Consider the following 22,086-nt stretch of genomic DNA (forward strand, 5'->3'; position numbering starts at 1 on the left):
GTGGGGGTGGGCGGTCTCGGGCGGCTCGAGAGCGAGGTGCCGGCGTCTCGGCTCGGGTGGGCGGGAAGGAGGGCGGGGGTGGGCAGTCTCGGTCGGCCCGGGAGCCAGGTCCCGGCGGCTCGGCTCGGGTGGCCGAGACGGAGGGCGAGGCGGGAACAGGAGGCCCCGGGCCACTCGGAACCGAGGTCCCGGGCCGCTCGGGAGTGGATTCCCGGTTGCGGCTCGGGGGCGTCGGGTTCGGGGGTCAGGACCTGATGATGGCCAGGGCCTCGTCGCGGATCTTGGTCATGGTCGGCTCGTCCTTCGCCTCCGCGTTCAGGCGGAGCAGGGGTTCCGTGTTGGACGGGCGGACGTTGAACCACCAGTCGGCGGCGGAGACCGTGAGGCCGTCGAGGTCGTCGAGGGTGATGCCGGGGCGGCCCTCGTAGGCGGCGCGGATCGCGGCGAGGCGGGCGGTCTGGTCGGCGACTGTGGAGTTGATCTCGCCGGAGCCGGCGTAGCGGTCGTACTGGGCGACGAGGCCGGACAGGGGGCCGTCCTGGCCGCCGAGGGCCGCGAGGACGTGCAGGGCGGCCAGCATGCCCGTGTCGGCGTTCCAGAAGTCCTTGAAGTAGTAGTGGGCGGAGTGCTCGCCGCCGAAGATCGCGCCGGAGCGGGCCATCTCGGCCTTGATGAAGGAGTGGCCGACGCGGGTGCGGGCGGGGGTGCCGCCGTTCTCCCGCACCACCTCCGGGACCGTGCGGGAGGTGATCAGGTTGTGGATGACCGTGCCCTTGCCGCCGTTGCGGGCCAGCTCGCGGGCGGCGACCAGCGCGGTGATCGCCGACGGGGAGACCGGGTCGCCGTTCTGGTCCACGACGAAGCAGCGGTCGGCGTCGCCGTCGAAGGCGATGCCCAGGTCGGCGCCCTCCGCCGGGACCCGCTTCTGCAGGTCCACGATGTTGGCCGGGTCGAGCGGGTTGGCCTCGTGGTTCGGGAAGGTGCCGTCCAGTTCGAAGTACATCGGGACGAGGGTCAGGGGCAGGCCGGCGAAGACCGTGGGGACCGTGTGGCCGCCCATGCCGTTGCCGGCGTCGACCACGACCTTCAGGGGGCGGATGGAGGTCAGGTCGACGAGGGAGCGAAGGTGCGCCGCGTAATCCTCCAACGTCTCGCGCGTGGTGAGGGTTCCCGGCTCGGCGACCGGCTCCGGGGCGCCCGACTCCAGCCAGCGCTCGGCCAGTTCGCGGATCTGCGTGAGGCCCGTGTCCTGGCCGACGGGGGCGGCGCCCGCGCGGCACATCTTGATGCCGTTGTACTGCGCCGGGTTGTGGGAGGCCGTGAACATCGCGCCCGGGAGGTTCAGCGCGCCCGAGGCGTAGTACAGCTGGTCCGTGGAGCACAGGCCGATCTCTGTGACGTCCACGCCGCGGTCCGCCGCACCGCGCGCGAAGGCGCGGGACAGGGCGGGGGACGAGGGGCGCATGTCGTGGCCCACGACGATGGCCGCCGCACCCGTCACCTCGGCGAAGGCGGCGCCGAAGAGGCCGGCCAGTGACTCGTCCCACTGGTCCGGAACCACTCCGCGTACGTCGTACGCCTTCACGATCTGCGACAGATCAGCAGCCACGGCCAACCCTCCTGAAAGTCCTATGGGTGCAGACAAACTACCCGTCAGGGGTAAGGGGCGGGTGTGCGGACACCAAGTGGACCCTCGGGCGCATCCGAGTCGTAACGCGGGGCGGGGGTGGCGTGGGACGGGGTGGGAAGGCCGACTGCCGGTGAGCGGGGGTCAGTTGTCCGGGGAACGCAGGACACGAAGGTGGCCGCGGCGGGCGACCTCCATGGGGTCCGCGGTGCGTCCTCCGCCGCCGCCCGCCTCGGCCGCACGCTCCTGAGGGCGGGCCGCCTCACGCACGGCGTTGGCAAGCGCTTCCAGATCGTCTCCACTAGGCCGCGCGGGGGCGGAGCCGTCGAGGAGGCGGACGACCTCCCAGCCGCGGGGCGCGGTGAGGCGCTCGGAGTGCTCGGCGCACAGGTCGTAGCAGTGGGGTTCGGCGTAGGTGGCGAGCGGGCCGAGGACCGCGGTCGAGTCGGCGTAGACGTACGTCAGCGTCGCGACGGCGGGTCGGCCGCAGGCGGTGCGCGAACAGCGACGTACAGGGCTCACGACGTTGGACGGTACCGCACTCTTGAGCGGGCCGCGACGACTCTCCACCAGGTCACTCCACCGTGTCGTGCTGTGAGACGCCCCACACGCCCCTCCGAACACGCCCTGCTGACCTGCGTGGACGGGTCCGCGCGGGGTGTCGGTCGGGGCCCTGTCCGGTCATGAGTCGGTACAAACAACGTCAATTGCCTTGAGTTCGCCGGTCTTGGAGGGTTATGGAAACGAGCCAGACCTTGGCTGGAATGGTCATCCTGCGACATAAGGTGTCGTGGCCGGTTGCCGTGCGATCAGGGGCGGGTTGCCGCGTGGGTACCGGGCGGGTGGAGCGTGCGGGGACTAGGCTTCACCAGTGATGGACAACCGTGTACCGCCCCGTGCCGCCGGCCCCGGGCCCCGTCGACGTGATCGTCACGGGCGGGGCATGAGGGGGCCTATCGCGCCGCCGCAGGTGCCGCTGGCGGCCAGCCGGGCCGAGGTCTTCGCCGACCTGGTGCAGGACTCCGTGGAGCGCCTTGAGCGGCGGTGGCCGCAGTTGGCCGACATCGACTTCCTGGTGCTCGAGGTGCCTCGGCTGGAGGGGCGGGGTACCGAGGAGTGGAGCGACGAGGCTGTGCCGTTGGGCGGGATCATTCCTGCGCGGGACGGGCGGCGGGCTCGGGTCGTGGTGTACCGGCGGCCGGTGGAGATCCGGACCAAGGGGCGGGATGAGCGGGCTGCGCTGGTCCACGAGGTGGTTGTGGAGCAGGTGGCCGAGTTGCTGGGGCTGACTCCGGAGACTGTGGATCCTCGGTACGGGGAGGACTAGGGCGGGGTTGGCCTGTTGCCCGGTGCTGCGGCTGGGCGGGGGTGGGCTCCGCTAGCCCGCGCTTGCGGGGTGCCGCTGCGCCCACCCGTGCCGCCCCTAGCGGCACGACCGCCCGCAGCTACGGACGGAGCGGCTGTCCGCAGCTGCGTTGCTTCCGGCCCCGCCCCCGCTACTTCTGCAGTACCGACAAGTCCTCGTCCGCCTCCGGTACCGCCACCAGACCCCGGTCGGTTGGGAGGGTTTGGATGGTGAAGCCCGGGATGCCGGATTCTGTGGCGGAGAGGGTTCGGGCGGCGTAGAGGGGGGCGTCGGAGGTGGGTTCCAGGGTGAGGGCGTAGGTGCCCTTCAGGCCTGACGGGATGGGGGGTGAAATGTCCTGGGTGGTGCCGGACTTGATCGTGTAGGTCTTCGTCGCCGGGGTGCCGCCCTCGCTGCCCGCCGAGGCGGTGACCTTGACCGTGACCGTCGCGGTGGGGGCGGTCAGGGAGAGGGTCGTGGACTTGCCGCTGTTGTCCGCGGAGGTCGCGCGCGTGCCGACGGGGGCCGTGGCGGGGATGAACGCCGTTTCCTGCTTGGATCCCTTGCCGCGGATCACGCGCAGTGCCGCCACGACCGGGACCGACTGGTCCGTGGGCGTCAGGACCAGGGAGCCCGCCTCGCCGCGGGTGACGTCGCCGAGGTCGGCCGCGGTCGTCATGCCGGACTTGACGTGCAGCGTCTCGTTCCCGGCCGGGGTGATCTGGCCGTCGGGCGAGGCCAGACGGACCTTCAGGTCCGCGTCGGCGTCGCCGGGCGTGAAGGCGATCAGGCGGACGTCGGTGGCGTCCTTCGGGATGCCGGGCAGGACCAGGCTGCCGGCCGGGTCGGCGGCCGCGGCCAGCCAGTCGCCGCCCACCTTGTCGTCCAGGGCCTGCACCGCCGCGCCGACCCGCCCGCTGCGCACGTTGACGTGCACGGTCAGGTCGGTCTGCCGCTCGGCGGTGAGGGTGGACAGGAGGATGGGCTTGCTCGAGTGCGGCGGGACCGTGAAGCCGTCCGGCACCGTGGACTTGATCGCGCCGTCCTTGCCGTACAGCTCGATGTCGACGACGGCGGCGGAGTCGTCCGGGTTGGTGAGGTGCACGTAGTCGGTGCGGTCGGCGGACGTGCTGGCGCCCGGGAACCAGAACTCGGTGTCCGGGGCGGTGCAGTTGACGCCCTGGAGGCCGCGCCCGGTGCCCGCGGCGACCTCGGTGGTCTCCTGGACGGTCCAGCCCGGCGCGAACTTCCCGTCGGCGGTGCCGACCAGGGCGGGCGCCTCGGCGCCGGAGGTGTCACCGGTGACCGGGGTGCCGGGTTCCTTCGGGGTGAGGACCGGCTTGTCGGCCTTCTTCTTGGTGTCCTTGCCGGTCTTGCTGTCGCTCGTGCCGTCCGCCGACTGCTCGGCGGCCGCCTGGAGTTCGGCCTTGCCGCCGCTCGCCACGCCCTTGGTGACGGGCGTGAACGACGTGTACGACGTGTCGGCGATGTCGGAGATGCTGGGCGCGGGGCACAGCAGGCTGGCGCGCTCCACGGGCAGCTCGGCGGCCGCCTTGGCGGTGCCCGCGCCGGACGCGGACGGTGTGTCGAGCGCGGCGAAGGCGGTGACGGCGGCCAGTGCGGTGGTGCCGACGATCAGGGACAGGGTCGTGCGGTTCACTGCTGGCTCCCGTCGGGGTGCTCACTGCCGGTGCCGTAGGGGTGCTGGGCCTGGTCGTAGCCCTGCTGGTACGCCGTCGGGTCGTACGGCATCTGCCCGTCCGTACCGCCGTAGGCGTAGGGGTCGTACTGGCCGTTCTGGTAGGGGTCGGGCTGGTACGCCTGCTGGTCGTAGCCGCCGGCCGGGTACTGGCCTGCGCCCTGGTACTGGTCGGCGCCGTAGCCGGGGTACTCGGCGCCCTGGTAGGACGTGGCGTCCCAGTCGGCGTACTGCTGCTGGTGCGGGACGGCGGCCGGGGCCTCCTGCGGGAGCGGAGGCACCGCGGGCTGTTCCTGGTCGGCCGCCTCCTCGGCCTGGGCGCGCAGGCGACGGGCGCGGCGGCCCTCCCCCGCGGTGGCCTGGGCGGGCAGCGGCTGCTCCTCGGGGAGGTCGTCGTCCATGTCGCGGCGGCGGCCGGGCAGGGCGAGGACGACGAGGACGACGGCGAGCGCGCCCTGGGCCCACAGCCAGGCGGTGTGGGTGATCGGGGCGTCGTAGGTGACGTCGAGCCTGCCGCCGGTGGAGGGCAGCTGGAAGCCCTGGGCCCAGCCGTCGACCGTGGTACGGGTGAGCGGCTTGCCGTCCAGGGTGGCCGTCCAGCCGTCGGAGGCGGCGTCGGCCAGGCGCAGGACGCGGCTGCCCGAGCCCGACGGGACGGTGGTGTGGACCTCCACCGGCCCGGCGGCGACGGACTGGGCCGTGCCGGACCCGCCCGCGGGCACGATCGTGGCGCGGGAGACCTGCTGGTCGACCCGCCACAGGGCGCTGCCGTTCTGCTGGCTGAGCCTGCTCAGGCCGTGCGTGGCGTCCAGGACGCGGGTGACGTCGCGGGGTGCGCCCTTGTGGACGAGGACGTAGCGGACCGCGAAGCCACCGAGCTGGCCGGCCTGGTCGGCGCCGGAGCCGGCGACGAGGTTGGCGACGACCTTGTCGAGCCCCGCGTTCTCACCGTCGGCGGCGGCGAGTTCGGCGTCTCCCATGCGGGCGCCGGAGCCGCGGACGAGGGTGTAGCGCACGCGCGCGGTGGAGTCGCTGTCGAGGATCAGCGTGCGGGCCTGGTCGGAGGTGGTGGCGTCCTCGGCGACGAACGCGGGGACCTGCACCGGGTCGCGGCGCTCCAGCGGGCCGTCGGCGCCGCGGATCATCCAGCCGGCGGCGACCAGCAGCGGACCGGCGGCCGAGGCGAAGGCGATGAGGGCGGCGACCGGCTGGCGCCAGCCGAAGCTCTGCTCGGCCACGCGCGCGCGTGCCCCGTCGGCGCCGAGCGCGGCGGCGGCCAGCAGGGCGATGCCGTAGACGAGGGTGGCCGGTCCGGCCCAGGTGGAGTGGTTGGACAGGACGGCGAAGACGAGGCCCACCAGGGCGATCGCCCAGGCGGTGCGGATGCCCAACTGGCGTTCGGAACGCAGGAGTGCGGCCAGGGCGGCGAGGACGATGCCGATGAGCATCAGACCGTGGACGGTGCCGGGGCCGCCCGGGCTGGCGCCGAGCAGGTCGAGCGCGGAGGCGGCCGAGGCGCCGTACGCCAGGCCCGCCTCCTTGAAGAAGCCGGTCGGGAGCAGGGTCAGCGACCAGGGGGCGAGGACCAGCAGGGGGGTGCCGAGCTGGGCGAGGAAGCGCAGGCCGTGGGCGACGAGGTCGCCGCGGCGCAGGACCAGCACGCCGAGGCCGAGGATCAGGGCGATGGGCCAGACGATCGGCGTGAACGCGGTGGTGAGGGTCAGCAGCAGCGCGTACGCCCAGGTGGCGCGCCAACTGCCGCGCGCGCCGGAGGCATGGGTGAGGCCGCTCGCGGCGATCCCCGCGCGCGCGATGAGCGGCAGCAGCACGGCGAGGACGGCGGTGCCGATGCGGCCGCCGGCCAGGGCGCCGGTGGCGGCGGGCAGGAAGGCGTAGGCGATGGCCGCCCAGGCACGCAGCAGGCGGGAGGTGACGAGGGGCCGCGAGGCGAAGTAGGCGGTGCAGCCGGCCAGCGGCACCGAGCAGACCAGCAGGACGGTGACCGCGAGCCCGGTGGAGCCGAACAGGATCGAGGCGAGCGTCGCGACGACGGCGAGGTAGGGCGGTGCGGCTGGGGTGCCGCCGGCGCCGACCGGGTGCCAGGCGTCGGCGAAGCGGGACCAGAGGTCGCCGGCGCCGGCCGGGGCGGGCAGCAGGGCGCCGCCCGCGAGCGCGCCGCCGCCGAGCAGGGCGCGGCAGGCGACGAGGGAGACGAGGAGGAGGGCCAGGAAGAGCACCGGGCCGGGCTTGCGGGCGATCCGCTTGAGGCGGGCGAACTGCTCGATCTCCAGGAACTCGGCGTCGTCGCCGCCGGGCCCCGACTCCACGGCGCCGCCGTGCCGGCCGGCCGAGGAGGTCTCGCTGTCGGAGCCGCCGGAGAAGTTTCCGGCGAACTGCTCCACGGTGGCGCGGACGGTGGCGCCGGGCGGCGGGAAGAGCTGACGCAGTTCGCCCTTGTCGATCTGCGAGGTCCCGCGGCGGCGCCGTCCGGCGAGGATCCGCTCGGGCCGCAGCAGGGTGCCGAGCAGGCCGCGGATCTCGTCGACCGCCTGCCCCGGGACCTTGCCGACGAGATAGGCGACGGTCCTCAGGAGGGTGCCGAAAACGAGCCGCAGCAGCACCCAGGGCAGCACGGCGGCCCGGGTGTTGACGAGGAGGGTGTAGACGGCGCCGGCCTTGTCGACCTTGTGCGGGGAGGCGGCGGTGCGGCCCACACAGTCGACGGTGCGGCGCTCGCGGGAGGACGCCTCGGCGTGCCGTACGACCGCTTCGGGGGCGACGAGGACGCGGTGGCCGGCGCTGTGGGCGCGCCAGCACAGGTCGACGTCGTCGCGCATCAGGGGCAGCCGGCGGTCGAATCCGCCGAGCTGCTCGAAGACGTCGCGGCGGATGAGCATGCCGGCGGTGGAGACGGACAGCACGGTGCGGACGTGGTCGTGCTGGCCCTGGTCCTGTTCGCGGCGGTCCAGGCCGGTCCAGCGGCGGCCGGAGTTGGCGATGGAGACGCCGACCTCCAGCAGTTGCCTGCGGTCGTACCAGCCGCGCAGCTTGGGGCCGACGATCGCCACGTCGTCGCGGCCCAGTTCGAGTTCGTTCTCGACGACGCGGAGCAGCTGGGCGAGGGCGTCGGGTTCGGGAGCGCAGTCGTCGTGCAGCAGCCACAGCCACTGGACGGGCTCGCCGTGCGGCAGTTCGGGCAGGTCGTAGGCGTCGTCGCGCCAGGAGCGGGTGACCGGGTCCCAGCCGCTGGGGCGCTTGAGGTACGGCAGCTCGTCCGGGGTGAGGAGGGGCGCGGTGCGGCTCGCCTCCTCGACGGCCTGGCCGAAGCCGGTGCGCCGGGCGAGGTGCAGCACACGGTCGTCGCCGAGGGCCTCGGTGACCAGCTGGGCGGAGTCGTCCGCGCTGCCGGTGTCGGCCGCCACCGCGTACTGGACGGGGCGTTCCTGGCCGAGCAGCCCGGCGAGCGCGTCGGGCAGCCAGCGGGCGCCGTCGTGGGAGACGAGGACCGCGGTCACCACATGACGCGGGAACTCAGGAAGGACAGCCTGATCTTGGGCTGCCGTTTGGCTGTGCACGGACATCGAGGTACGGGCCCCGGTTCGGATGGACTGCGGTGGACGCCTGTGCCCACGGGGGGCGGCGGGGCGTCTCGGACGAGCGACCACACTATCGGCTGGCCATGACGACGGCCCGCCGCCTGTGGATAACCCACCGGCGACGGGCCGTTCGTACGGTTTGTGTGTGTAGGTGTGTTCAGACGGCGGCCTTCTTCAGCCGGCGGCGCTCCCGCTCGGACAGGCCGCCCCAGATACCGAAGCGCTCGTCGTTGGCGAGGGCGTACTCGAGGCATTCGGAGCGCACCTCGCAGGCGAGGCAGACCTTCTTCGCCTCTCTGGTGGAGCCGCCCTTCTCGGGGAAGAAGGACTCGGGGTCGGTCTGGGCGCACAGCGCGCGCTCCTGCCAGCCGAGTTCCTCGTCCGCGTCGTCGACCAGCAGTTGCTGCACCAGCTCGGTCATGTGCGCCCCTCGTCTGTCTTTCGCGTCCCCGTGTGTAGTAGCCGTTACCGATTTCGGCTGAACGACACGAGTGAAATTACAAGTGTGCTGCTCCGGGCGAGTCAAGCCGAGATCTGCTATTGGGCCCGTTATTCACTCTGCGGAACCAAGGCCGAGCGGAAAGTGTTCAAATCGCCATAAACCTCGACACGCAGACGAGGCCCAGAGGGGCGGCGCACCCCGTACGGACCTCTGTACGAAGGAAGACGCCCCCGCGTTCGATCGCGTTCCGCGAGGTTTGAGCGCTCGGATGTGCGCCATGTGTCCTCGGGGCCGAGTGAACAAACCTTTCACCTGACAGATGAACCGGATGAGGTGAAACATGTCCCACATAACGGGCACCGAGTTGACAGTGTCGGTGTGAACCGATGTCCTAGTGGGCATGCTCGCGAACTTGGCACTCACCTCGACCCGCACCGCCGGGTCCTTCGGTGCTGCCCAGGTCCGCTGTAGCTGTTGTTGCTGTCCCAGCTGTTGAGCCGACGCGCTCCGGCTGTCGCCGAGTCCTCTGACCCGGCCGCTTTCTCCTTTGCAGAACCCCCAGTTCAGGGCACCCCCACTCTTCCGCTCTTCCGCCGAGGACCACAGCATCCCGATGAACAGCGACAACGACCTCCAGATCGCCGGCGACATCCTCGAAGTCCCGCACCTGCTCCAGCCGCCGCGCGAGCACCCGGCCACCGTCGCCGAGTTCGTGGGCCTCGCCCGCGCCATCGCCGACGACCGCTCCCAGTGGGCGCACCTCGTCCGCTACGACCCCACCACCCGCTGGTACCACCGGCTGCGCACCGGCCCCGGCTACGAGGTGTGGCTGCTGTCCTGGGTGCCCGGGCAGGGCAGCGGGCTGCACGACCACGGCCGCTCCTCCGGTGTCCTCACCGTTCTGGAGGGCACGCTGACCGAGCGGACCGAGCGCGCCACGCGCGCGCTCGCGCCCGGCGCGCAGCGGGTGTTCGCGCCGGGGTACGTGCACGAGGTGGTGAACGACGCGCTGGAGCCGGCGGTGAGCCTGCACGTCTACTACCCGGGCCTGACCGAGATGCCGATGCACACGGCCCAGCACTGCGAGGCGCGCACCGAGCCGCGCCCGGTGACCGCCTGACCGACGCACCGCTCGACCGACGCACCGCTCGACCGACGCACCGCTCGACCGCCCGACCGGTTGATCTCCTGGCCGAATGATCGCCTGGCCGATTGACCACCTGACGCGTTGTCGTACCCGCCTGCCAGACTTGGCCCCATGCGCATTGTGGTTCTGGCAGGCGGCATCGGCGGTGCTCGTTTCCTGCGCGGTCTGAAGCGGGCCGTGCCGGACGCGGACATCACGGTGATCGGTAACACCGGCGACGACATCCACCTCTTCGGGCTGAAGGTCTGCCCGGACCTCGACACGGTGATGTACACGCTGGGCGGCGGCATCAACGAGGAGCAGGGCTGGGGGCGGACCGACGAGACCTTCCACCTCAAGGAGGAGCTGGCGGCCTACGGCGTCGGCCCGGAGTGGTTCGGGCTCGGCGACCGGGATTTCGCCACGCACATCGTCCGGACCCAGATGCTGGGCGCCGGCTATCCGCTGAGCGCGGTCACCGAGGCGCTGTGCGACCGCTGGAAGCCGGGCGTGACGCTGATCCCGATGACCGACGACCGCGTGGAGACGCACGTGGCGGTCGAGGCGGACGGCGAGCGCAAGGTGATCCATTTCCAGGAGTACTGGGTGCGGCTGCGCGCCTCGGTCCCGGCCGTGGCGGTCGTGCCGGTCGGCGCGGAGCAGGCCAAGCCCGCGCCCGGTGTCCTGGAGGCCATCGCCGAGGCGGACGTCATCCTCTTCCCGCCGTCCAACCCGATCGTGTCCATCGGCACGATCCTCGCCGTGCCCGGCATCCGGGAGGCGATCGCGGACGCGGGCGTGCCGGTGGTGGGCCTCTCCCCCATCGTCGGGGACGCGCCCGTGCGCGGCATGGCCGACAAGGTGCTCGCCGCGGTCGGCGTGGAGTCCACGGCCGCGGCCGTCGCCGAGCACTACGGCTCCGGGCTGCTGGACGGCTGGCTGGTCGACACCGTCGACGCGGGCGTGGTCGAGCGGGTGGAGGCGGACGGGATCCGCTGCCGGGCCGTACCGCTGATGATGACCGACCTGGACGCGACCGCGCAGATGGCGCGGGAGGCGCTGGCGCTCGCCGAGGAGGTGCGGGGAGCGTGAGCGAGGAGCGCGCGGGGTACCGGGTCTGGGCCCTGCCCGGCATCCCCGAGGTGCGGCAGGGCGACGATCTGGCCAAGCTGATCGCCGCGACCGAGCCCGGCCTGGTCGACGGGGACGTGCTGCTCGTCACCTCCAAGATCGTGTCCAAGGCCGAGGGGCGGATCGTGGAGGCGGCCGACCGGGAGGCCGCGATCGACTCCGAGACCGTGCGGGTGGTGGCCCGGCGCGGCACGCTGCGCATCGTCGAGAACCGGCAGGGCCTGGTCATGGCCGCCGCCGGGGTCGACGCCTCCAACACCCCTTCCGGGACCGTGCTGTTGCTGCCCGAGGATCCGGACGCCTCCGCGCGCGCGATCCGTGACGGGCTGCGTGACACCCTCGGCGTCGATGTCGGGATCGTCATCACCGACACCTTCGGGCGGCCCTGGCGCTCGGGGCTCACGGACGTGGCGATCGGCGCCGCCGGAGTGCGGGTGCTGGACGATCTGCGCGGGGGCACGGACGCGTACGGCAATCCGCTCAGCGCCACCGTCGTCGCCACCGCGGACGAACTGGCCGCCGCCGGTGACCTGGTCAAGGGCAAGGCGGCGGGACTGCCGGTCGCCGTGGTGCGCGGGCTGGCCCATGCCGTGGCCGACGAGCACGGTGAGGGGGCGCGGGCACTGGTGCGTACCGGGCGGGACGACATGTTCCGGCTCGGCACGTCCGAGGCCGTGCGGGAGGCGGTGACCCAGCGCCGTACCGTACGGGCCTTCACCGATGCGCCCGTGGACCCGGGCGCGGTCCGGCGCGCGGTGGCCGCGGCGGTGACCGCGCCCGCCCCGCACCACACCACCCCCTGGCGGTTCGTGCTGCTGGAGTCGGAGGAGTCGCGGGTACGGCTGCTCGACGCCATGCGTGACGCCTGGATCGCGGATCTGCGCCGGGACGGCAAGAGCGAGGAGTCCATCGCCCAGCGGGTCCGGCGCGGGGACGTGCTGCGGCACGCGCCGTATCTGGCCGTGCCCTGCCTCGTCATGGACGGCTCGCACACCTACGGCGACCCGCGGCGGGACGCCGCCGAGCGGGAGATGTTCGTGGTCGCGGCCGGCGCGGGCGTGCAGAACTTCCTGGTCGCGCTGGCCGGGGAGCGGCTGGGGTCGGCGTGGGTGTCCTCGACGATGTTCTGCCGGGACGTGGTGCGCGAGGTGCTGGGGCTGCCGGCGGACTGGGATCCGATGGGGGCGGTGGCGATCGGGGATCCGGCGGAGGAGCCGAGACCGCGGCCCGAGCGGGATGCGGGGGCGTTCATCGAGGTGCGGTGAGAGTCCCGTACGACCGTCGGGTCTCACCTAGTCTCGTAGGACAGCGGTCTTCGCAGCACCGGCACCCCTAGGACTCATTCGTGGCAGGACGATTCGCTCCGCGGCCCACGCGTACGACCGTGCGCGGTGGGGAGGTCGCCGTGCCCGCGGGGGTGCCCCGGCAGGGTGCGGGGGCTGCGGCGCGGGTGCGGAGCTGGGTGCCGGACGGGCCGCTCGATCTCGGGCTGGTGCTGGGGCCGCTGCGGCGCGGGCCGGCCGATCCGACGTTCCGGGCGACGCGGGACGGGTCCGTGTGGCGGGCCTGCCGGACGCCCGCCGGGCCGGGGACGCTGCGGGTGTACGTCCACGGCGGTGAGGTGCGCGCGGAGGCGTGGGGGCCGGGTGCGGAGTGGCTGCTGGAGCAGCTGCCGGAGCTGCTCGGTGCCGCCGATGATCCGGACGCGTTCGTGCCGCGGCACCGGGTGGTGGCGCTGGCGCGGCATCGGCGGCCGGGGCTGCGGCTGACGCGGACCGGGCTGGTGCTGGAGTCGTTGATCCCGTCGGTGCTGGAGCAGAAGGTCACGACCGATGAGGCGTATCGGGCGTGGCGGTTGCTGGTGCGGAGGTTCGGGGAGCGGGCGCCTGGACCCGCGGGGGCGAGCGAACGGCCGATGTGGGTGATGCCCGCGCCTCGGACCTGGGCGCTGATCCCCTCCTGGGAGTGGCATCGGGCCGGGGTCGACGACAAGCGGGCCTCGACGATTCTGCGGGCCGTGCGGGTTGCTGCGCGGCTGGAGCAGGCGGTGGGGATGGCGGCGGGTGAGGCTCAGGCGCGGTTGGAGGTCGTGCCGGGGGTCGGGCCGTGGACGTCGGCGGAGGTTGTGCAGCGGAGTCATGGGGCGGCGGATGCGGTGACGGTCGGGGATCTGCATCTGCCGGGGATCGTGGGGTGGGCGTTGGCGGGGGATCGGGATGCCGACGATGCGGAGATGCTGCGCTTGCTTGAGCCGTATGCGGGGCAGCGGCATCGGGCGGCTCGGTTGATTCTGCTGAGCGGGCAGGTGCCTGGGCGGAGGGCGCCGAAGATGCCTCGGGTGGACATCGGGTTGCTGTAAGGGCGTTGCTTCGGTGCCCGGTGCTGCGGCCGGCCGGGGGTGGGCTTCGTTTACCCGCGCCGGCGGGGTGCCGCTGCGCCCACCCGTGCCGCCCCAGCGGCACGACTGCCCGCAGCTACGGCGGTACGAGCGCCCCGATGGGGCGGCGCGGGGAACTGTGCGATCAGCCCCCACACACCCCCAGCCGAATGACAGCCCTTACTGGTCCGAAGAGAAGCGGAGTGCTCCCCCCGGGATGCGGGCGTCGCACCACACGCGTACGCCTTCGCGGAGTTCGTTGTCGGGGCCGACCACCGCGCCGTCGCCGATGACCGTGCCGGTGAGGATGGAGCGTTCGCCCACTCGGGCTCGGGTGCCGATGAGGGAGTCGGTGATGACGGCGCCGGGTTCGATGACGGCGCCGGGGAGGATCGTCGAGCCGGAGACCCGCGCGCCCTTGGCCACGAACGCGCCCTCGCCGACCACCGTGCCGCCGGTCAGCTTCGCGTCCGGGGCGACCGTGGCCGTGGGGAGGATCAGGCGGTCGCCGCAGCGGCCGGGGACGGCGGGGGAAGGGGCGCGACCGAGGACGAGGTCCGCGGAGCCGCGGACGAAGGCCGCGGGGGTGCCGAGGTCCAGCCAGTACGTCGAGTCGACCATGCCCTGGAGGTGGGCACCGGCGGAGAGGAGGTCCGGGAACGTCTCACGTTCCACCGAGACCGGCCGGCCCGCCGGGATCGTGTCGATGACCGAGCGGCGGAAGACGTACGCCCCCGCGTTGATCTGGTCGGTGACGATCTCCTCCGGTGTCTGCGGCTTCTCCAGGAAGGCGAGGACGCGGCCGGTGTCGTCGGTGGGGACCAGGCCGTACGCGCGCGGGTCGGTCACCTTGGTGAGGTGCAGGGAGACGTCCGCGCCCGACGACTCGTGGGTGTGCACGAGCCGCCTGATGTCCAGGCCGGTCAGGATGTCGCCGTTGAAGATCAGTACCGGGTCGTCGGGGCCGGAGTGCAGACGCGAGGCCACGTTGCGGATGGCGCCGCCCGTGCCGAGGGGCTCCTCCTCGGTGACGTACTCGATGTGCAGCCCGAGGGAGGCGCCGTCGCCGAAGTGGGGCTCGAAGACCTCGGCGAGATAGCTCGTCGCGAGCACGATGTGGTCCACGCCCGCCGCTCTCGCGCGCGCCAGCTGGTGCGTGAGGAACGGCACCCCGGCCGCCGGGACCATGGGCTTCGGCGTGTGCACCGTGAGCGGACGCAGCCGGGTGCCTTTGCCGCCGACCAGGAGGATCGCTTCTGTCACCTGTCGTCTCTGCTTCCTGCCGGGACCGGCCGAACTACCGTTTCGGCCGGCCAGTGTATGCAGACCGTGCGACGGTGCCCTCGTCGGCCGCGCGGTGTCCCGCGAGATCGGCGTCCGGTTTCCCCCAACCGTCCCCCGACGGCGGTGAACGCGCACCCTCCGGCTCTCAGCGCCCCTGATACCGCGCCGCGCTGGAACGGGCCGTGCCGAGCTTGGCGTAGAGCTGCTTGCCCGGACACTCGGTGGCGTATCCGTCCCGATGGCCGGAGATCACGTTCAGTCGTACGTTCTTCCCCTTTGGGTAGAGATTGCCACCGCCCGACGTCAGATATGTCTTTCCGCTCGGATTGGCACCGAAGAGCCCGAGCTTCCACGCGGTGAGCCGGGCGACCGCCGTCACCGCGGCGGCGGGCGGCTTGGTGGTGCCGTAGGTGCCGATCACGGCGATGCCCATGGTGTTGGTGTTGAACCCGAGGGTGTGGGCGCCCATGACCGCCTTCGCCACACCCCCGGCCCGGCCCTCGTAGATGGTTCCGCACCTGTCGACGAGGAAGTTGTAGCCGATGTCCCGCCAGCCCATGCTCTTGACGTGGTAGCGGTAGATACTGCGGATGACGGAGGAGGCCTGGGAGCAGGTGTACTTGTTGCCCGAGGCCGTGTGGTGCACGAAGGCCGCCTTGACCGTGTTCGTGTAGTGGAACCCGGGCTCGCGCAGTGACTCGTCCGCGCCCCAGCCGCGCCGGGTCACGATCGGCGGGCGCGGCCCGATGTACGGCTTCGCGCGCGGAACTCCCCCGTTCAGGCGGCTCAGTTCCCGCTCGGTGGCCCACCGGCCCAGCTCGGGGATGTCCGGGGCGCCGTAGGGCACGAGGTCGGTGTTGGCCGCGTAGGCGGCGACGGCCGCGTCGGTCCGGGTGCCGCTGCGTGGGGCGTCCGCCGGCGGGCCCTGGGGTGGTGCCTCGTCCCCGGGGTCCACGAGTGCCAGGCGCAGCCCGGACGGCAGGGTCGCGTCCGGGCCGTCGGTGGGGCCGCCCCGGGCCCCGGCCGCCGGGGCGGGCTCGGCGTCCGCGCGCACCCGTACGTCCACGCCGTCCGAGTCGCCGACCCACAGCGGTGCGGTGGCCCCGCGCACCCGGCCCGAGGAGCGTTCCGCCGTGCCCGGGTCGGCGCCGTGTTCCCCGTTGTGCGTCTCGATGTCCTGCCAGCCGGTCCACGCTCCCGACGCGGCGGACCGGGTACGCACCTGGGCCCGGCCGTGCAGCTCGGTGTCCGGGTCGTCCCAGACCACACCGACCAGCGAGAAGTGCCGTACTCCGGCGCGGTACAGGCCCTGCTCCGGGGCCGCGCCGGCAACGCGGGAGCGGGAGCGGGGAACGAGCGGCAGCGACTGGGTGCGGCCCGGGACCTCGGCCTCGGCCACCCGGCCCGTGGCGGCCGTCCGCTCCGCTCGTGCGGGCGCGGCGGTCGCGGGCAGGGTCAGCGGGAGCGCGAGGGCGGCCGCGCACGTGACGCCGATCGAGGGTGCGCCGATGGAGGAAGTGAGGAAACCACGCATGCCCATGATCCTGGACATAGCAATATAAATCTGTCCATCGGGGAACTGACGGGCCGTCGGGAGCCGTTCCGCCGAACCGGTGGCCCCGGCGCTCGGTGCGCGGGCCCGCCCCGGCGTACCCTTGCGCGGGTGAATGCCACCGATCGCACCCCTGCCGACCTGCTGCGTTCCGCGCTCGCCGCGGATCCCGGCCGCCCCCTGGTGACCTTCTACGACGACGCCACGGGCGAACGCGTCGAACTCTCCGTCGCCACCTTCGCCAATTGGGTGGCCAAGACCGCGAACCTCCTTCAGGGCGACCTGTCCGCCGGGCCCGGCGACCGGGTCGCGCTGCTGCTGCCCGCGCACTGGCAGACGGCCGTGTGGCTGCTCGCCTGTGCGTCGGTGGGGGCGGTGGCGGACGTGGCCGGGGACCCGGCCGCCGCCGACGTCGTCGTCAGCGGGCCGGACTCCCTGGAGGCGGCGCGGGCGTGCCGCGGGGAGCGGGTCGCTCTCGCGCTGCGGCCGCTGGGCGGGCGGTTCCCGCAGGTCCCGGACGGCTTCGTCGATTACGCCGTGGAAGTGCCGAGCCAGGGGGATCGGTTCGCACCGTTCGCGCCGGTGGATCCTGAGGAGCCGGCGCTGATTGTGGCCGGGGCGGAGTTCAGTGGGGGCGAGGTGGTGGAGCGGGCCTTGACCGATGCGCCGTCGCTGGACTTGACGGGGCCTGGATCCCGGTTGCTGTCGGGGGTGTCGTACGACACGTGGGAGGGGCTCAGCGCGGGGTTGTATGCGCCCTTGGCTGTCGGGGGGTCCGTGGTGTTGTGCCGGAATCTGGATCGGCTGGATGAGGAAGGTCTCGCCAAGCGGGTCGAGAGCGAGAGGGTGACTTCTCTGCGGCGGTAAGGCCGTCCGTTGGGTGTGGGTCCCCCATATGGAGTAGTAGAGGGCGCCTCCGGTTCCCCTTCCCGCCATCGTCGTAAGAGCAGAGGCATGACGCTCGTACGCCATGAGGGGGCCCGCACCGTGAACGACAGCGTTCGTCGGGGGCTCGGGGTCTCGGCCGCCGGGGACGGGCTCCTGCGGCGGCGTCGGCGGCGGTGGGTCAGGGGGGCGGCGCTGGGGGTGGGTGTGGTCGTCGTCGTGGCGGCCGGGGCCGGGTGGGCCGTGTACGCCAAGCTCAGTGCCAACATCACGCCCGATGACGCGGCCGCCGCCGAGCTTGCCCGGTACGAGCGGGAGCGGCCCACCGCGCTGGTGCGGGACGCGCAGAACATCCTGTTGATCGGGTCGGACACCCGGGCCGGGGACGGCAACGGGCAGTACGGGCGGGACCTGGGCAGTGAGCGGTCCGACACCACGATCCTGCTGCACCTGGCCGCCGACCGGCGCAGCGCCACCGCCGTCTCGCTGCCCCGGGACCTGATGGTGGACATCCCGGGCTGCCGGCGGGCGGACGGCAGCCGCAGCGAGCCGGTGTTCGCGATGTTCAACCACGCCTTCCAGGTGGGCGGTTCGGCGTGCACCATCCGTACCGTCGAGAAGCTGACGGACATCCGGATCGACCATCACGTGGTGGTCGACTTCAGCGGGTTCAAGGAGATGGTCGACGCCGTCGACGGGGTCCAGGTGTGTCTGAAGGAGCCCATCGACGACAAGGCCGCCAAGCTGAAGCTGCCCGCGGGCAAGGTGACGCTCGACGGGGAGCAGGCGCTCGGGTACGTACGGGCCCGTAAGTCGATCGGGGACGGCAGCGACACCGAGCGGATGGAGCGGCAGCAGCGGTTCCTCGGCGCGCTGGTCAACAAGGTGCAGAGCAGCGACGTCCTGCTGAACCCGGCGAAGCTCTACCCGGTGCTGGACGCGGCGACCTCCTCGCTCACCACCGATCCGGAACTGGCGAGTCTGCGCGGTTTGTACCAGTTGGTGCGCGGGCTGCGGAACATCCCCACGGAACATGTGCAGTTCCTGACGGTGCCGCGGGAGTCGTACGTCTACGACTCCAATCGCGACCAACTCGTGGAGCCGGAGGCCGAGAAGCTGTTCGCGCGGCTGCGGGCGGACCAGCCGGTGGCGGTGACACAGAAGGATTCTCAGGAAGTTCTCAGGCAGGGCCCGGGAGAGGACCGTGCGGACGGCGCCTCCCCCGCCCCGACGTTCCGTGGGAACACCGCCGCCGAACACGGCTGCGCGTGAGGCGCGCACCGGGACGACGAACTTCTGTTCAGAAATATGAGGGGGATTGCCCAGTTGTAGGAAGGTGGAATTTGTCACCGGCGTCGCTTGACGCTGAACTGGGCGGATAGTGTGAGCGATCCGGTGCACCCGGCCGCGAGGTCCGTCCTGGGGTCGTGCACCGATTCAGCGAGACCCGAGCGCCTTTGAGGGGGAAGGCGCCGCGTGGCCCCGACGGAGGATTCGGACAACCGTGGACGCGCAAGGCCGTGGGCGGGCGGACAACATCGACCCCGCAGACCAGTGGGTACTCAATCCGAGCACCGGCGAATACGAACTGCGACTGAGTCCTTCCGCACCGCAGTCATCGGTTCCCGGTCCGCGGAGACCGAACGCCCGGGATTCCCGTGATTCAGGTGCTTCCGGCGGTGCGGCGCGCGGCCGCGGCGACGCGGCGGCGGGTGGCACGCGCGAGATGCGGCAGGTGCGCGGCGCGGAGGTGCCGGGACCGCGCCGGCGTCGGGGTGCCGAGCCCGAGCCGCCGCCGGGGCGGCGCAACCGGCGGCCGGTGAAGAAGAAGTCGAAGGCGAAGAAGATACTGGCGTGGACCGCCGGCGGCACGGCGTTCGTGCTGGTGGCCGTCGGCACGGCCGGCTACCTCTATCTGAAGCACCTGGAGGGCAACGTCACCACCACGGACGTCGGTGACGCGGCCAAGGACGGCTTCAGCAAGGACGACGCCTTCAACATCCTGATCATCGGCACCGACAAGCGGACCGGCAAGGGCAACGAGGGCTACGGCGACAAGAACAGCGTCGGGCACGCCGACACCAACATCCTGCTGCATGTCGCCAAGGACCGGACGAACGCGACCGCGCTGAGCATTCCGCGCGACCTGATCGTGAACGTGCCGGACTGCGAGACCACCCAGGCCGACGGCAGCAAGAAGATCATCGCCGGCACCGACGGGGTCCGCTTCAACACCAGCCTGGGCCAGGAGGGCCGGGACCCGGGCTGCACGATGCGGACCGTGAAGGAGGTCACCGGCATCGAGCCCGACCACTTCATGATGGTCGACTTCAACGCGGTGAAGACGCTGACCACCGCGGTCGGCGGCGTCGACGTGTGCCTCAAGCACGCGGTGAAGGACAAGGACTCGCACCTGGACCTGCCCGCCGGCCAGTCCAAGATCGCGGGCGAGCAGGCGCTGGCGTTCGTCCGCACCCGGCACAGCTGGGGCAACCAGGGCGACCTGGACCGCATCAAGGTGCAGCAGCAGTTCATGGCCTCGCTGATGCGCAAGATGTCCTCCAGCGACACCCTCACCAGCCCGACCAAGCTGGTGAAGCTGGCGGAGGCGGCCACCAAGGCGCTGACCGTCGACAAGGGCATCGGTTCGGTGAGCACGCTCAAGGACGTGGCGCTGGAGCTGAAGAAGGTGCCGCCGAAGAACATCTCCTTCCTGACGGTGCCGGTGGTCGACAACCCGGCGGACGGTGTCGTGCACAAGACGGTCATCGTCAACCCGAACACCGCCCCCCAGGTCTTCGACGCCATCAAGAACGACGTCTCCTTCACCGAGGTGAAGAAGAAGCAGAAGGCGGCCAAGGACGCGGCGGCCGCCCGCCTCAAGGGCAGCAAGTCCGCGCCCTCCGAGGTGCGGGTGCGGGTCCTCAACGGCGGCGCCGAGGCCGGCAGCGCGCAGGAGACCCTGAACTGGCTGCAGACCGACGAGGGCGTGCTCAAGTCGGAGAACGCCGGCAACGCGCCCGCGGAACTGAGCAGGACGACGCTCGAATACGCACCCGACCAGGCGCCCCAGGCGCGTGAACTGGCCGCTCTGATGGGGCTGCCCGGAAGCGCGCTGAAGCCGGGCAAGAGCGTGACCAACTCGCAGGGGCTGCCCGCGATGACGCTCACCCTGGGCAAGGACTTCAAGGGTGCGGGCGTCTCCCTCACCGCTCCGTCCAAGGCGCCGGACGTCGACGGCAAGTCCACGGCCGACAAGGTTCAGTGCGCCTCGTAGGTAACCCAACGGGTCCGTCGTGCGTCTAACTCGGCGCGGGACGGACCCGTTTCATGGCGCAGGGTGGGGAGGGCAGGGAGTTGTCGCAGAGCGATGTGCGGGGGGAGCCTCCTGCGGTCGAGGACACGATGGCGCTCACGCCCCGGACGGCGGTCGCGCCGGAGGGGTCCGGACGGCACGGCGGCGGGCGTCGCGGCGGCGTCCCGAAGACCGAGAGGCGACCGCGCCGACGGCGGGCTCTGCGCTGGTCGGCGACCGTGCTCGCGGTGGTGATACTTGGCACGGCCGGCGCCGGATACCTGTACTACCAGCACCTGAACGGCAACATCCAGAAGGGTCGGCGCAGCAACGGCGACGACTCCAAGGCGCAGCGGACCCGGCCGAACGCGGCCGGCCAGACCCCGCTGAACATCCTGCTGATCGGCTCCGACAGCCGTAACTCCGACGAGAACGTGAAGCTCGGCGGGGCCAAGTACGACCGCGGCAGCCCACCGCTCGCCGACGTGCAGATGCTCATCCACCTCTCCGCGGACCGCAAGAGCGCCGCCATGGTGAGCATCCCCCGGGACACCCGGGTCGACATCCCCAAGTGCACGGACCCCGACACCGGCAAGGTCTACCCGGCGACCAACGACATCATCAACACCACCCTGGCCCGGGGCGGGGCCGGCTGCACGCTGGCCACCTGGGAGAACCTCACCGGCGTCTACATCGACCACTGGATGACGATCGACTTCGCGGGCGTGGTGAAGATGGCGGACGCCATCGGCGGCGTCGAGGTGTGCGTACGGCAGAACGTGTGGGACCACTCCACGCCCGCCCAACGCGGCGGCTCCGGGCTGAAGATGAAGGCCGGGCGGAAGAAGGTCGAGGGCGTGCAGGCCCTGCAGTGGCTGCGCACGCGGCACGCCTGGGGCAGTGACGTGATGCGGGCCCGCGCCCAGCACATGTACCTCAACTCGATGATCCGCACGCTGCAGCATCAGAACGTCTTCACCGACACCGGCCGGCTCATGGACCTGGCCGAGGCGGCCACCAAGTCCCTGAAGGTGTCGGAGGAGATCGGCACCGTCAAGAAGCTCTACGACCTCGGCATGGAGCTGAAGTCGGTGCCGTCGGACCGCATCACGTCGGTGACGATGCCCAACGTCCAGGACTCGCAGAACGGCGAGCATGTCGTACCGGAGAAGGCCGGCGCCGACAAGATGTGGCAGATGCTCCGCGACGACGTGGCGTTCGACAAGAACGGCAAGCCGTCGAAGGCGAAGCAGGCGGGGAGCAAGTCCCAGCCGACGAAGGCTCCCTCGGTCGACGCGGCGCGGCTCGGGGTGGTGGTGCAGAACGCCACACAGTCCTCCACCGAGGCCGCGGTCGGGGGCCGGGCCCGGACGATCGGCCAGGTGCTCGTGCAGAAGGGGTACGGCAGGGCCACGGCCGATACCTCGGCGGTGCTGTCCGCCGACCAGACCGTCGTGCGCTACCCGAGCGCCGATCTGGAGGGGGACGCGCAGGGCGTCGCCAAGGCGCTGGGCATCCCGCTGAGCCAGGTGAAGCAGTCGACCGACGTGTCCGGGGTCACCCTCGTCGTGGGCGCGGACTGGCGCACGGGCACGGCCTACCCCAAGAAGTCCGCTCCGAAGGCCGGCGACCTGCCCAGCAACTCCGACGCCATCAACGGCTCGGACACCTCCCAGTGCATGGACGTGTACAAGCCCTACCAGTGGTGAACCGACAAGAGGGCCCCT

General features: G+C 72.0%; 16 protein-coding genes. 9 read left to right on the forward strand and 7 right to left on the reverse strand.

The window, feature by feature from the left end:
* Positions 1-244 precede the first annotated feature (244 nt).
* Entirely contained in the window at positions 245-1,609 is a 1,365-nt protein-coding gene (locus BEK98_RS12445; RefSeq protein WP_094216538.1) for a phosphomannomutase/phosphoglucomutase, read from the reverse strand.
* Positions 1,610-1,771: 162 nt separating this feature from the next.
* The gene (locus BEK98_RS12450; RefSeq protein WP_094216539.1) at positions 1,772-2,197 is read right to left on the reverse strand and encodes a DUF3499 domain-containing protein; all 426 of its coding nucleotides are present in this window, start codon (positions 2,195-2,197) and stop codon (positions 1,772-1,774) included.
* 373 nt (positions 2,198-2,570) lie between these two features.
* Here BEK98_RS12450 and BEK98_RS12455 point away from each other — a divergent pair, with 373 nt between their 5' ends.
* Positions 2,571-2,954, forward strand: coding sequence for a metallopeptidase family protein (locus BEK98_RS12455; protein WP_094216540.1), 384 nt, complete (start codon positions 2,571-2,573; stop codon positions 2,952-2,954).
* Between the two features lie 169 nt (positions 2,955-3,123).
* Here BEK98_RS12455 and BEK98_RS12460 read toward each other — a convergent pair whose 3' ends face one another.
* From BEK98_RS12460 to BEK98_RS12470, 3 genes are all read right to left on the reverse strand, one after another.
* Complete coding sequence (locus tag BEK98_RS12460; protein ID WP_094216541.1) at positions 3,124-4,632, reverse strand: DUF5719 family protein; 1,509 nt, start codon at positions 4,630-4,632, stop codon at positions 3,124-3,126.
* Complete coding sequence (locus tag BEK98_RS12465; protein ID WP_094216542.1) at positions 4,629-8,252, reverse strand: glycosyltransferase family 2 protein; 3,624 nt, start codon at positions 8,250-8,252, stop codon at positions 4,629-4,631. Before BEK98_RS12465 ends, BEK98_RS12460 begins: the two co-directional genes overlap by 4 nt.
* A 172-nt stretch (positions 8,253-8,424) precedes the next feature.
* Positions 8,425-8,688 carry a WhiB family transcriptional regulator gene (locus tag BEK98_RS12470; RefSeq protein WP_003975777.1) on the reverse strand — a complete coding sequence of 88 codons (264 nt, stop codon included), beginning with the start codon at positions 8,686-8,688 and terminating at the stop codon, positions 8,425-8,427.
* A gap of 634 nt (positions 8,689-9,322) precedes the next feature.
* Here BEK98_RS12470 and BEK98_RS12485 point away from each other — a divergent pair.
* The 4 genes from BEK98_RS12485 to BEK98_RS12500 all read left to right on the forward strand — a co-directional run bounded on the left by BEK98_RS12485 (position 9,323) and on the right by BEK98_RS12500 (position 13,325).
* Positions 9,323-9,829, forward strand: coding sequence for a cysteine dioxygenase (locus BEK98_RS12485; protein ID WP_094216544.1), 507 nt, complete (start codon positions 9,323-9,325; stop codon positions 9,827-9,829).
* A 138-nt stretch (positions 9,830-9,967) separates the two neighbouring features.
* Positions 9,968-10,927 (forward strand): 2-phospho-L-lactate transferase, encoded by a 960-nt coding sequence (gene cofD, locus BEK98_RS12490; protein ID WP_094216545.1) that lies wholly within the window; start codon positions 9,968-9,970, stop codon positions 10,925-10,927.
* A complete protein-coding gene (locus tag BEK98_RS12495; RefSeq protein WP_094216546.1) occupies positions 10,924-12,231 on the forward strand; it encodes a coenzyme F420-0:L-glutamate ligase in 1,308 nt (435 codons plus the stop codon). Before cofD ends, BEK98_RS12495 begins: the two co-directional genes overlap by 4 nt.
* Positions 12,232-12,311: 80 nt before the next feature.
* On the forward strand, positions 12,312-13,325 hold the full coding sequence (locus tag BEK98_RS12500) for a DNA-3-methyladenine glycosylase family protein (RefSeq protein ID WP_208643091.1): 1,014 nt from the start codon (positions 12,312-12,314) through the stop codon (positions 13,323-13,325).
* 198 nt (positions 13,326-13,523) lie between these two features.
* Here BEK98_RS12500 and manB read toward each other — a convergent pair whose 3' ends face one another.
* Positions 13,524-14,606, reverse strand: coding sequence for a mannose-1-phosphate guanylyltransferase (gene manB / locus BEK98_RS12505; protein WP_094216547.1), 1,083 nt, complete (start codon positions 14,604-14,606; stop codon positions 13,524-13,526).
* Positions 14,607-14,772: 166 nt separating this feature from the next.
* Entirely contained in the window at positions 14,773-16,179 is a 1,407-nt protein-coding gene (locus BEK98_RS12510; RefSeq protein WP_094216548.1) for a peptidoglycan recognition protein family protein, read from the reverse strand.
* Positions 16,180-16,290: 111 nt separating this feature from the next.
* On the opposite strand from BEK98_RS12510, the gene BEK98_RS12515 reads away from it, so the two are divergent.
* From BEK98_RS12515 to BEK98_RS12530, 4 genes are all read left to right on the forward strand, one after another.
* Positions 16,291-17,046, forward strand: a complete 756-nt coding sequence (locus tag BEK98_RS12515; RefSeq protein WP_094216549.1) for a TIGR03089 family protein — start codon at positions 16,291-16,293, stop codon at positions 17,044-17,046.
* Between the two features lie 87 nt (positions 17,047-17,133).
* Positions 17,134-18,336, forward strand: coding sequence for an LCP family protein (locus BEK98_RS12520; protein ID WP_094216550.1), 1,203 nt, complete (start codon positions 17,134-17,136; stop codon positions 18,334-18,336).
* Between the two features lie 232 nt (positions 18,337-18,568).
* Positions 18,569-20,341 carry an LCP family protein gene (locus BEK98_RS12525; protein ID WP_094216551.1) on the forward strand — a complete coding sequence of 591 codons (1,773 nt, stop codon included), beginning with the start codon at positions 18,569-18,571 and terminating at the stop codon, positions 20,339-20,341.
* Between the two features lie 128 nt (positions 20,342-20,469).
* Complete coding sequence (locus BEK98_RS12530) at positions 20,470-22,068, forward strand: LCP family protein (RefSeq protein WP_094216552.1); 1,599 nt, start codon at positions 20,470-20,472, stop codon at positions 22,066-22,068.
* The last annotated feature ends 18 nt before the right edge of the window (positions 22,069-22,086 follow it).

The sequence above is a fragment of the Streptomyces diastatochromogenes genome (assembly GCF_002242805.1).
Taxonomy (GTDB): Bacteria; Actinomycetota; Actinomycetes; order Streptomycetales; family Streptomycetaceae; genus Streptomyces; species Streptomyces diastatochromogenes.

Excerpts from the sequence above, each read along its gene's own strand:
- BEK98_RS12465 (WP_094216542.1), bottom strand. The coding sequence starts at position 8,252 with ATGTCCGTGCACAGCCAAACGGCAGCCCAAGATCAGGCTGTCCTTCCT.
- BEK98_RS12510 (WP_094216548.1), bottom strand. The coding sequence starts at position 16,179 with ATGTCCAGGATCATGGGCATGCGTGGTTTCCTCACTTCCTCCATCGGC.
- BEK98_RS12455 (WP_094216540.1), top strand. The coding sequence starts at position 2,571 with ATGAGGGGGCCTATCGCGCCGCCGCAGGTGCCGCTGGCGGCCAGCCGG.
- BEK98_RS12530 (WP_094216552.1), top strand. The coding sequence starts at position 20,470 with ATGGCGCTCACGCCCCGGACGGCGGTCGCGCCGGAGGGGTCCGGACGG.
- BEK98_RS12470 (WP_003975777.1), bottom strand. The coding sequence starts at position 8,688 with ATGACCGAGCTGGTGCAGCAACTGCTGGTCGACGACGCGGACGAGGAA.
- BEK98_RS12520 (WP_094216550.1), top strand. The coding sequence starts at position 17,134 with ATGACGCTCGTACGCCATGAGGGGGCCCGCACCGTGAACGACAGCGTT.
- cofD (WP_094216545.1), top strand. The coding sequence starts at position 9,968 with ATGCGCATTGTGGTTCTGGCAGGCGGCATCGGCGGTGCTCGTTTCCTG.
- BEK98_RS12485 (WP_094216544.1), top strand. The coding sequence starts at position 9,323 with ATGAACAGCGACAACGACCTCCAGATCGCCGGCGACATCCTCGAAGTC.